11 protein-coding genes, 1 tRNA gene and 1 pseudogene are annotated in these 11286 nt (G+C 61.3%); all 13 read right to left on the reverse strand.

Annotated elements, in window-relative coordinates:
* Positions 1–4: 4 nt before the first annotated feature.
* Entirely contained in the window at positions 5–229 is a 225-nt protein-coding gene (locus tag HMPREF0178_RS17145) for a hypothetical protein (protein WP_009381113.1), read from the reverse strand.
* A 778-nt stretch (positions 230–1007) separates the two neighbouring features.
* Entirely contained in the window at positions 1008–1226 is a 219-nt protein-coding gene (locus tag HMPREF0178_RS17150) for a hypothetical protein (protein ID WP_009381119.1), read from the reverse strand.
* A gap of 51 nt (positions 1227–1277) precedes the next feature.
* Entirely contained in the window at positions 1278–3212 is a 1935-nt protein-coding gene (locus HMPREF0178_RS17155) for a terminase gpA endonuclease subunit (protein WP_009381120.1), read from the reverse strand.
* Positions 3209–3922 carry a hypothetical protein gene (locus HMPREF0178_RS17160; protein ID WP_009381121.1) on the reverse strand — a complete coding sequence of 238 codons (714 nt, stop codon included), beginning with the start codon at positions 3920–3922 and terminating at the stop codon, positions 3209–3211. The genes HMPREF0178_RS17155 and HMPREF0178_RS17160 overlap by 4 nt, the downstream gene beginning before the upstream one ends.
* A gap of 117 nt (positions 3923–4039) precedes the next feature.
* Positions 4040–4582 (reverse strand): hypothetical protein, encoded by a 543-nt coding sequence (locus HMPREF0178_RS17165; RefSeq protein ID WP_009381122.1) that lies wholly within the window; start codon positions 4580–4582, stop codon positions 4040–4042.
* Between the two features lie 522 nt (positions 4583–5104).
* Positions 5105–7540: a phage/plasmid primase, P4 family gene (locus HMPREF0178_RS17170; protein ID WP_009381123.1), complete on the reverse strand. Its 2436-nt coding sequence runs from the start codon at positions 7538–7540 to the stop codon at positions 5105–5107.
* Entirely contained in the window at positions 7540–8043 is a 504-nt protein-coding gene (locus tag HMPREF0178_RS17175; RefSeq protein ID WP_009381124.1) for a hypothetical protein, read from the reverse strand. The genes HMPREF0178_RS17170 and HMPREF0178_RS17175 overlap by 1 nt, the downstream gene beginning before the upstream one ends.
* Entirely contained in the window at positions 8040–8426 is a 387-nt protein-coding gene (locus HMPREF0178_RS17180) for a hypothetical protein (RefSeq protein ID WP_009381125.1), read from the reverse strand. Before HMPREF0178_RS17180 ends, HMPREF0178_RS17175 begins: the two co-directional genes overlap by 4 nt.
* Positions 8423–8623 carry a hypothetical protein gene (locus tag HMPREF0178_RS17185; RefSeq protein ID WP_009381126.1) on the reverse strand — a complete coding sequence of 67 codons (201 nt, stop codon included), beginning with the start codon at positions 8621–8623 and terminating at the stop codon, positions 8423–8425. The genes HMPREF0178_RS17180 and HMPREF0178_RS17185 overlap by 4 nt, the downstream gene beginning before the upstream one ends.
* A 455-nt stretch (positions 8624–9078) precedes the next feature.
* Positions 9079–9154, reverse strand: a tRNA-Lys gene (locus HMPREF0178_RS17190).
* Between the two features lie 166 nt (positions 9155–9320).
* Positions 9321–10054, reverse strand: a pseudogene (locus HMPREF0178_RS17195) (ABC transporter ATP-binding protein).
* A complete protein-coding gene (locus HMPREF0178_RS17200) occupies positions 10047–10844 on the reverse strand; it encodes an ABC transporter ATP-binding protein (protein WP_009381129.1) in 798 nt (265 codons plus the stop codon). The pseudogene HMPREF0178_RS17195 and the gene HMPREF0178_RS17200 overlap by 8 nt, the downstream one beginning before the upstream one ends.
* Positions 10841–11286, reverse strand: a 446-nt coding sequence (locus tag HMPREF0178_RS17205) for a branched-chain amino acid ABC transporter permease (RefSeq protein WP_039959284.1), incomplete at its 5' end; no start/stop codon positions are given. The genes HMPREF0178_RS17200 and HMPREF0178_RS17205, both read right to left, overlap by 4 nt.

Here is an 11286-nt window from a genome sequence, read left to right on the forward strand (position 1 = left end):
AGGCTCATCGGTCCGCGCTCCGCACGACCGTGCGCGGACGGTATCCGGTATCGCGCGCCGCCTCGTCCGCCGCCTTGCGCTCCACATAGTCGAGCATCTGCATGAACTCGGCGGGCGAAAAAAATTCCCGTTGCATCCCGTCAATATCATACGACTTGACGCGCCAGTTTCCCGACGCGAGATCGTTGCGCATCCGTTCCAACGTATCCCGAAAACTTGTAAACGCCATACCGCACGCTCCTGATTGGCGAAAGCATCAGCCAGAATTGAGCAGAAAAAAGGCGAACGCGCAAACGGGGTTAATGCGGTGCGGAGAACAACGTGGAAACGTTAACGGGGAGAGGGCGGCTTGCCGACAGGGGAAGGCGGCTGCTGGCGGGAGCATCCCCAAAAGGGCATATGGATGGCAATGCCGGAGTGGCCGCCGGCGCACCCGGAAGAGGCGGGGCGACGAATCCGGCGGACAGGATGCCCCTCGGAAAGCGGGAGGGGGCGGGATGGAGAAACCCAAAAGTGGTGCGGCTGGAGGAGCGTCGCACACAAAAAGGCAAGGCGACGTTTTTCCGCTCCATGAGCGGCCGGGGCCTCACGGACCCCCGGACGTCGCCTTGCCGGTTATGGGGATGCCCCAAAAAGGTATCGGCGGAACAATACGAAGCGCGTCATTCTCTCCGTTTTCGGGAGATGTCTTGTGCTTCATCCCAAAAGCCGCTATCAGAGGCGTGGGCCGTTCTCCGGGTAAAGGAGTAAGCCTATGGCACAGTTCCTGCTTGACGTCGCGGCCAATGTATTGGCCGGCGTCATCGTGGCGCTTATTATCCGCCGCTTTCGCGGCTAGAAAATGAGTTTGCCCGTGTGGGAACAGCCATTCTCACACGGGCTTGAAACTTGGTGATGAACTAAAATCGCCGGGGGACTGGCCCACGGGGCGGTGAGTGTTGGTAGCACTTGCCGCCCTTCTTGCGTTCAAGATAGCGACGTTTGCCGCGCTTGGCAAGACATGATGCTTAGTCTTTTGTGACGTTTTCGAAAATTCGCCGGATGCCTTTCAGCTGTTCCACGCATGAGGCTATTTCCCAGAGCAGGGCCCCCGAAAACAGCCCGCTGAAAATGCAGGCGAACGCCAGACTGTACTGATTTTCCGCAAAACATCCGAAAGCCGCCACCGCAGCCACAACCCACAGCAGCAGGGCTATGAGCTTGCCTATCCGCATATCTTCCTTCATATGCCCCCCTTTTCTGTAAGGCTTGCCTGAAAGGGAGGGAAAAGACAACCGTTACCACCGCCGCCGTGGGCGTTCCTGCCGGGGTTCCGTTTGCATGGGTTCGCCCGGTCCCTGTCCGTACAGCTCCGGCTGCTGGTAGCGCAGCCCCAGAAAGTCCGCAAGGCAGAAGCCGTAGACGCTCACGTCCCACGCGTGGTTGTCCCGGCCTTTCGGACAGGACCAGTTCCCCAAATCGTCAACGTATTCGGCGCATAGCTGTTTCGCCCATTCCGTCGTGCATTCCGCGTTCATGTGCCACGCGCCGGGGTCCGCCGGAGCGATGGACAGTTTCCGGTGCAGGGCGTCCTTATAGTATTTCGTGTGGACGTGCAGCAGGCGCAGGCCGCCGGGAATCTTGACGCTGGTTCCCGGATAGTTTTCAAGATTCGCCAGCGTGTACGGCTGCTTCAGCCTGCGTTCGCCGTTGATCGGCAGCGTGCGCCCGCGGTTCCGGATGCACCAGTCGTACACTTCCCGCGTCCGGTGCCCCTGCGAGTCTATGCCCGCCAGATGCACGACGTGCTCCACGCCGTTGACGTCGTAGTAGGGCAGCCACAGCACGCGGTCGAGCGCGTCCAAATCCTCCACGAAGCCGGAGCGCACCTGCCACGATTCGCATTCCTGACCGTATCCGAACGCCCTGATCTCGTACCAGAAGCCGAAATCCTGCGTATCCACGGTGGCCAGCAGTGCCGCCACCTTTTCCGTGGAGGGCAGCACCCCGGACGGGCGTTCGTCGCGCAGGGCCAGCACGGCCTCTTCCTTGCGCGGGCTGTAGTCTTCCTGCCACGGTTCGCCGAGGTAGCCGTTCATGAAATCCTTGTAGGCGTCGAGTTTCCCGACTTTCAGGTCTTCCGCCGCCGTGATGAAGCGGGAGGCAGTCTCCGAAAGGCCGACGAACGGCGACACCAGCGCCGAGAAGCGGAAGGCGACGGAACGTGAGCGATGCCGGGCAAACCATGTCGCCATGTCCAGCCCGCTTTCCGCTTCCTGCCAGCGTCCGCCGAGCACGGCACGGTCCCGTTTGAAGTCGTCCCAGACGCTCCCGCACGGACAGACATAGCGGGCGGCCTTGCCGCTGAAAACGGCCTGCGCCGCCATCCCCTCCGGCCAGACGACGCAGCCTTTCCCGGAGGCGTGGCTGAAGCGCATGACGTGGTACTGGCCGCAGTCCGGGCAGCGCACGGCGTATTCAAACCGGGCCTGCGCCCGCAGATAGGCCAGCCAGATTTCGCCTTCCACGGTGGTGGGGGAACTGGACAGCATGATTTTGGACGTGTCCCGGTAGGCGCGCACGCGCTTGTAGGCCAGCGATACCGGCCCGGCTTCCTGCCTGTTTGTGGACTCGTACTTGTCCACCTCGTCCAGAAACAGGTTGCGGACGGATACGTTGGAGAGCGTGGAAACGGACGTCGCCCACCCGAAGCCGATGCGCATGTGCCTGAGCCGGAGAAAGAAATTGGCCTCATCATCCTGTTTCCCCGTGAGCATCCCGCGCAGGCGGGGCGAGAGCCGGAACAGGTTCCGCACCCGGCCCGTGCTCATCCGCTGCGCCAGTTCGCGCTGGTCGTAGACCATGAGCGCGGGGCCGGGATAGTGATCCGCTGCAAAGCCCATGCAGTTGAGCAGGATTTCCGTTTTGCCCGTCTGCGGGGGAGCCACCACCACGGCCTCCCGCACATGCGGCAGGGAAAAGGCATCCATCGGCCCGGACAGATACCGCGCGGTGGCGTTGCTCCACTTGCCGGGGCGTGGTCCGTCCGGCTCCATCACGCGATAGCGTTCCGCCCACTCGGAAACGGACAGCCGCTCGGGACGCCGCCATATCCGGCGCACGGCATCCGGCCACTCGAACCGCACCCTTCCCGGAGGTACACCGGGAGGACACGGCGCGACGATCCGTCTGCGCGTCCGCGACATGTCGATCAGCGTCCACTGTTTCGTCATGCGTCCGCCTCTCTATCCGTCTGCGCGTCCCCACGGGACGCCTCCTTTTCAGCCTCTTCATCCAGCCGGGCCTCCAGCTCCACGTCATACTCGAATGCTTCGGAAAAACCGTTGAGGCAGTCCTTTACCCGCTCAAGCATGTACTCGCGCAGGGCGTCTTCCTTTTCGAGCGTCCCGCCGCACAGGTGGATGATCTCGCGCACGGAATCGTAGACGAAGGCTTCCAGCCCCGTGCTGGTCACAACGGCAGCCGCCGCCAGCGATTGCTCGTACAGCTCGCGGGGAATGAGACGCTTGAGCTTGCGGTCCACTTCAAGCTCTTTCGCCTGACGCACGGCGCGTTGCGTAAGTGCCTTTTCCATCTGGTACATTTCGCCGTAACAGGTGGCGTCCGCGCTTCCCCCCCGCTCCCCCTGTGGCGCGAGCCGGGCAAAGGCAGGGGCCGGGGGCCAACCTTCAGATATTGAAAATTTTTCTATATCTTCAACATGATACGTCATATCAGGGCGCGGACGGCAACGCTTTTCCTTGCCGACGTAGTTGAGAAACGTGCGCTTGGCAATGCCGAACCTGTACTGCCCGTACATGTCCCACGCCTGATTGGCGGATCGGAATTCCCGCCGCCCGGTGAGGGGATTCCAGCCGTCCTGCGGAAAAACAGGATTGCCTGAAAGGCGGGATTCCGAGGCTGTGGAAAAGTCGTTATTCATCTCATTGCCCGTTTCTTTTGTATATTGCAAAATCAAATTTCATTTTTCCGCGATACGCCCCCACGCCTGTGCCGACCCCTGTGGGAAGGGTTTCTGAAAGAACCTACCTCGACGGAGTTATGGCCGGCGGCCAGTGCGGGAGCGGGGAAGTCCCACTCCGTCAGGTTCGTTCTTTTCCCACAGGCTGCGTCCAACCATGGGCAGCTTATCCGCAAAGCGTTCTACGATTTCGTCTCCTGCCTCGCTCCACCACAGCCGCTCGAACTCTTTGACTACGGCCCAGTTCGTTTCGTTCGCGCCCCAGCCGTTCGGGATGGTGAAGCCGCGCCCGCCGCCCTCAACGAGGTACGGTCTGACCGGGTACGCCCGGCATAATTCCACGAGCCTGTCGGCTCCGCTGGCAACAACGCTTTTGTCGCACACGTTGCCCAGCAGTCTCCTTCCGATGCTTGCGCCGAAGCCTTCCGCTTTGGGTTCCGGCTCCGTGGGGGAGGGGACAGCTCCCTCCCCCCTCTGTTCATTCCGTCCGGCATCGGATGGGCTTGGTTCGACAGGTGCGGCTGTCCCGGCAGTCTGCAGGGAAATGGTGGGATGATCAGGTTCGCCGCCCATGCCCCACGCGGAGAGTATGCCGTTAAGTGTCGTTTCTGTCGTAACCATGTGAACCTCTTATGTAAAACCGTCTGGATCACAAAGCGGATCATTGGCGGTCAGTAAATGGTCAGTAGATTCTTACTTTCTAACATATTGAATTGTTTTTCTATTTTTTCTATTTCTAGGCTGGATCACTGGTCAACGAAAATAATAGAAAATTATACGCGCACACGCACGCATATGCGCGCGCGTGCGCGTGTGCATATGCGTGGAGTTTTTTCCAAAATTCGTTGACCACCACGAAACCAACTGGCATAACTGGTGATACGCGGTCAGCGGTTCACTGACCGCCAGTGATCCACTTGCGTGATGAAAACGTTTTTGTCCTGTATTTACTGCTGATTGAGCCATAAAAAGCCTCATGCTTCTTACTGACCGCTTTTGTGACCGCCCACCCCCGCCATGTGTCGGGGATACGGGGGAAACGCCCCTTGCCCGAATTTCGCGCAGAAACGGCCCGTACAGGCGTTTCGGTTTCTCTTGCTGTGTGCAGGTCAAATTGTACGCAAACATGGCTGTACGGGCATCCTAGAGGCTGTTTGTAAAACCGGAGGTCAGGGAAATGCCGGAGACGCGCTGCGGGCGCTTGCCCTCGACTCGCGGACGGTAGACTTTGACCGCGACCTCCCGCAGCTTGCGGGTCGCCGTTTCCAGCTCTTCGATGAAGTTTTCGCGGTTCAACGGCTTGTAGCCGCCTTCCGTGCAGTAACTCTTGTACGCCTTGTACAGTTCCTTGAGGTCTTCGTCATAGCCGTCTTCAAGCGTGCATTGATCCTGCACAAAGGCCATTACAGGATTGTTGTACCGACGGTATTTCATGATGAATTCCGTGGTTTCATCGCAGGATGTGAACCGTTTGTTCTTCATCAGCCGATGCAGTCCGAGCACGGCCCACGCAAAGATGCCGTCAAGTTCGGCCATCAGCTTGCTTTCAAGGTCGTTGTCCATCGTCGGGTCGTCCTCCAGAAATTGCCGCTTGAACTGTACTGGAAGAATGCGCCGGAAGAATCCGTCGGAGTTGTCGAGCACGCGCGGTTTTTTGTTCATGGCATAGGCCAGTTTGCAGTACGGGCGGAATTCGAAGCTGTCCTTGTGCTTGAAGCTGGCCTGTATCGGGTCGCCGGTGACGACGTTCTTGAAAAACTCGCTGTTGGTGGCCTCCGCGCTCAGTTCCGCGCCGACGTTGAGCATCTTGCGGAACAGCGACGCCCGCTGAAACTGATCTTCAAGCCCGGCAATGGTCACGGCGGAGCAGTTCTTTTGCCCCACCAGCGCCCGCATGATGCTGATCACCTTGCTTTTCCCGTCCGCGCCGGGGCCGAGCAGAAGGAGCGCCTTGCCCATGGTGGTGTCCCGGGTCATGCTGTAGCCGATGAATTCCTGAAGCTGCATGATGACTTCCGGCGTCTGCACGGTTTCGCCGAGGAACCGCAGCCAGCGTTCCGGTTTTGGCGGTTTTTCGCCGTGCCACGTCACGCCGAGCTTGACCGTGGCAAGAAAGTCCCGGTCATGCGGGATGAACTCCAGCGTGCGCAGGTTGAGCATCCCGTTTTCAAGGCAGGCCCAGTCTTCGCGGTCGTCCAGTTCGCGCCCGCTGGGCATGGACGCCAGCGCCAGCACCAGCGAACACGAGCCGTTCACGCGCGAGGCCGTGGCCTCGTCGCCAAGCGCGATGATGGCCTCGCGCTTGAGCTGCTCCACGCTCCACGGCTCGAAAAAGCGGCCTTCCCAGCGGTAAAGCTGGCCCGATTCGTCGTGGTAGAGCATGGGGAAGTGTTCGGCGAGCCAGTCCGCCAGCAGCTTTTCCCGGAACGACAGCCGCCCGTTCACGCCGCTGTCGAAAAAGCGCATGAACCCGACGTCCGGCGCGGATGTTTCCGGTGTGCCGGCTACGTCCTTCCGGGCGTTTTCCCGCCGCTCTCTGGCGGCCCCGACAAGCGTCATGAACTCGCCGACGCCCTGCCTGTGCCGGACAAAGAAGTCGGTCAGGTCCTGCCCGTGGTCGTCCGGCCATTCTCCGTTTTCCCGGCCCATGAAATCCGGCCATTCCAGCCGGAACACCGTACACCCGGCGCGCGTCAGGTTCTTTTCCGCCTTGTCCGCGTAGGCCTGCCCCGGCTTGTCCGCGTCGTAGCAGAGCAGGATTTCCCGGCCCGCCAGCGCGTTGAGGTGCGACTTCGGCCACACGTCCGGCTTGCCGGTCTGCGTGATCGCGTTCAGACCGTGCGAGCGGGCGCAGATGCAGTCGGCCTCGCCTTCGCACAGGATGACCAGCCCGTCGCGCAGCGTGGACGCCGCCGGAAACAGCATGGCCGAGCCGTGCCCCTTGCCCCAGCTCATGATTTTGGCCGGCGCGCTTTCCGGCTTGCCCAGCGGGTAGTAGACGCGGATGTTGCGGAGCACCCCCTTTTCGTCGCGGATCGGGATGGCCACGCGGTCGCGTTCCCGGATCGGGAAGGTTTCATACAGGTTCGCCTTGCGCCGGAAGTGCGAAAGCGCACGCACGCCGAGTTCGTCCAGTGTTTCCCGCGTCCAGCCGCGCCGCCGGGAAAGCTCGCCCATCATGGCGTCGGAAACCGGCTCCATGACGCTGAACACGTTTTCCGGGATTTCGCCGGGGAGCTTCACGTCCAGCCGAGTCCGGAGCTGCCCGGGCGTTTTGCGCGGCGCTGGGGCAAGTCCTTCCTGCGCATACTCACGCTTGAATGCACGCAGCCCTTCCGTCGAACGTTCGGGGTAGCCCTTGACCTTGCACCAGAGGTCGACAAGGTCGCCGGAGTCCGTGCAGCTCGCAAAGCACTTGAAGACGTCGTTCGTCACGTTGTAGCCGAACGACATGGTGCGGTCGTCGTGGAACGGACACAGGCCGTTGAGCCAGTCGCCGTCTTCCTGCTGCACGACAAAGAGCGTCCGCGCGATGCGGTCGCGGGTTTCCGCCGTGAGGTTGTGTTGCGCCCAGCCCATTACAGCCCCCATCCGTCAGGTATCGGAGGACACGTTGCGCCGTCCGGCACGTTGACGCAGCGCGAAGGCTTAAAGCATCTCCAGTTCATGCCGCAGGACGAGGCCGCCAAACGGGCGTTCATGCGGGCGCAGTCAAGCAGCGCGTGTTCAGCCATCCAGCGTTCGGCTTCCGAAAGCGGACCGGACGGGGAAGCTGCCGTCACGACGGGAACGGGCTTTGCCTTCGTAGGCTTTTTCTTCGCGGGCTTCGGCGCGATGACGGTCGGCTTCGGCTCTTCAAACGACGGCGCGAGACGATACAGCCCCTTGGCGATTTTCCAGACCTGCGCGCAGTAGGCGCGGGAACAGGTCGTGCGCGTCGTAAATTTTTGCCGTCCGCACACCGGGCAGTTGCCGAACCGCTTCCCGAACCGTTCGCCTGCCAAAAGCTGGGCGTAGAGCGAAAGCACGTCGGGGTTGCCGAGGGTGATGTCCGCCGGAAGGGTTTGTATGCGCGCGCTCATTGCCAGCCCTCCCGCGCCATTCTGGAACAGACGCGCTCAAGCCGCCGCGCGGCGTCCCGCATGAGCCACCAGCGCAACGGGGGGCACCACCGGAAGCGTTCGGTAATGTCGCACTGGTAGTAGTAGGAAAACGCCACGTGCTGCGGATTGAAACTCGCTTCCTTCGCGGCTTCGGCCCGTTCTTCCGCCAAACGCTCGCGGAGCTTGCCATACCTTTGTGCAATCCACGTATAATGCCCTGCGGTCGCGGACAGTTCCGCCTCTTCGTCTGGCGTCAAGACACGGTGCCGGGCATTGACGTTTTCGAGATTCCGTAGAGCGTACAGGGATTGTACCCACTCCTTGAGCAGCGCCAGTCGGATGCGTTCATTCAGGGCAATCATGACGCCACCTCCACGGACAGGGACATGCCGTAGATACGCCAGCGGACGCGGACGTCCGGCGGCAGGGGCGCGGACAGGCCGCGCAGGGCGGCCACGGCCTTGTGCTGCCCGGAACGGGCGAGCTTGTGGAGCAGTTGATGCAACGGGAGGGCCCCGGCGCACATTCCGGGCCGGGAAAGGGAAAAGATGATAAACATAAGCCACCTGTAGTGTTTTGGGATTGGGAAACAAAAAAGGCGGAACAACGCTCCCCGGCCACTACAAGGCCGCCTGAGTCTCACGAACATCAGGACGTTGTTCCGCCAATATGTAACCGCATCCCACGGACGAAAGGCCCGAGGTGCTTCGGTGGCAGAAACAAGAAACGCCGCTATTCTCTCCAGCGTGGGGCGCTGGCGAAGGCTTCGGCAAGCCTTGTAGTGTTTGGGGAAAGTCAGATTGCCCGGAATCCGGGCCGGAGTCAAGTCCCCGGCGAGTAGCACGAATACGAAGCGGGAAGCAGACGCGCTCTGTCCGGCAAGGGTAGCAGCAGGGTAGCAAACAGGTAGCAGGCAGCGGGCGCGAGAACTCACCAATCCGCCGCAGGGTAGCAATAGGGTAGCAAAACGAGGAAAGGGTCTACACTCATTAGAGTGTAAACCCTTAAAATATTTGGTGGGACGTGCGGGGGTCGAACCTGCGACTCTCTGCTTAAAAGGCAGATACTCTACCTACTGAGTTAACGTCCCGTTCCGAATTTGAGTTGATACGCTTTAGAGTGTTCTCTGTCAAGGTTTAATCCGTTTTTTGCAGAAAAAACCAGCTTCTTTTACACGGGAGATACATTTCACTGGCGATTGTTATCGAAGCATCCCCTTTGCATAAGATAGATCATCTACCGATGCGTAAGACAGATCATCCTCCAAGATAGGCTTCCTTGACCTTGGGATCTTTGAGGAGTTCCTGCCCCGGGGCCTCGGCGACGACGCGGCCGACTTCGAGCACGTAGGCGTAGTGCGCGATGGACAGGGCCGCGAGGGCGTTCTGTTCCACGAGCAGCACGGTTTTGCCTTCGGCGTTGATCTTCAGGATGATGTCGAAGATTTCCCTTACCAGCAGCGGGGCGAGGCCGAGCGAGGGTCGTCGAGCATCACCAGATCCGGGCGGCTCATGAGCGCGCGGCCCACGGCGAGCATCTGCTGTTCGCCGCCGGAGAGCGTGCCGCCTTTCTGCCAGCTGCGTTCCCTGAGCCGCGGGAACAGGTTGTAGACCCAGTCGATGTCCTGCGCGATCCCTTCCTTGTCGTTGCGGATGTACGCGCCGAGCATGAGGTTTTCTTCGACCGTGAGGTGGGGGAGGATGCGGCGGCCTTCCGGGCTCACCGAGATGCCCCGCCGGATGATGTCCTCGGGGGATTTCCCGAGGAGCTGTTCCGTCCTGGGCTCGCTGCCGTCCCGGGCCGCCGGGGTGAACAGCACTTCGCCCTTCGTATCCTTCACGAGGCCGGAGATGGAGCGGATGACGCTGCTTTTCCCCGCGCCGTTCGCGCCGATGAGCGTGACTATCCGGCCCTGCGGGATGCGCATGCTGACGCCCTGCACCGCATGGATGCCGCCGTAGTGGACGTGGAGATCCTTGATTTCAAGCATGGCTGCTGACGTCCTCTCCGAGGTAGGCTTCGATGACCCTCGGGTTGTTGCGGATGGCGTCCGGATCGCCCTCGGCGATGAGCTGGCCGTATTCCAGCACCCAGATGTACTGGCACACGCCCATGACCACCTTCATGTCGTGCTCGATGAGCAGGATGGTCAGGTCGAACTCGTCGCGGATATGCCGGATGAAGCGCATGAGTTCGGTGCTTTCCTGCGGGTTCATCCCGGCGGCGGGCTCGTCGAGGAGCAGGAAGTCCGGGCTGGTCGCCAGGGCGCGGGCGATCTCAAGGCGCCGTTGCGCCCCGTAGGGCAGGCTCGACGCCTTTTCGTTCATGTAGGAATCGAGCGCAAGGCGGTGGATGAGGCCCTTCGCCTTCTCGCGGATTTCCTCTTCCTCGCGCCGTGCGCTGGGCAGGCTGAAGACGGGCATCCACCACTGGCTTTTGCGTCGGACCTGACAGCCGACCATGACGTTTTCCAGTGCGGTTTCGCTGCCGAAGAGCCGGATGTTCTGGAAGGTCCGGGCCATGCCCGCCCTGCAGATCCGGTGCGGCGGGAAGCCCTTCACGCTGTGGCCCTTGAACAGGATGTCGCCTTCCTGGGGGTTGTAGAAGCCGCTGATGACGTTGAAGGCCGTGGTCTTGCCCGCTCCGTTGGGGCCGATGAGCCCGGTGATGGACCCCGTGGGGATCCGCATGGACAGGTCGTTGACCGCCGTGATCCCGCCGAAGCGCATGGTCACGTGCTGCACGTCGAGCAGCAGTCCGTTCTGAGCGAAGGAGGTCATGCGCGTTTCCTCCGGGAGAAGAAGTCGAAGATGGCGTCCCAGGTGATTTCACGCATTCCCATGATGCCCTCGCGGCGGTACAGGATGATGCACAGAAGGACCAGCGAGAACACGACCATGCGCATGCCGGGGATGCCGGGGATTGCGAATCCGCCGAGGGTGATGGGGTCTTCCACGGCGCGCAGCCATTCGAGCAGGACGGTGATGACCGCGCTGCCGAGGATGCTGCCCGTGAGCGAACCGAGGCCGCCGGCCACGACGATCATGAGCACGTTGAAGGTCAGCAGGAAGGTGAACATCTTCGGGTCGATGGTGGTCAGGAGGTTGCCGAGCAGCGCCCCGCCCACGCCCGCGAAGAACGCGCCGAGGCAGAAGGAGAGCACCTTGGTCCTGAATGTGTCGATGCCCATGACCTTCGCGGCGATTTCGTCGTCGCGGATGG

The sequence above is a fragment of the Bilophila sp. 4_1_30 genome (assembly GCF_000224655.1).
Classification (GTDB): domain Bacteria; phylum Desulfobacterota; class Desulfovibrionia; order Desulfovibrionales; family Desulfovibrionaceae; genus Bilophila; species Bilophila wadsworthia.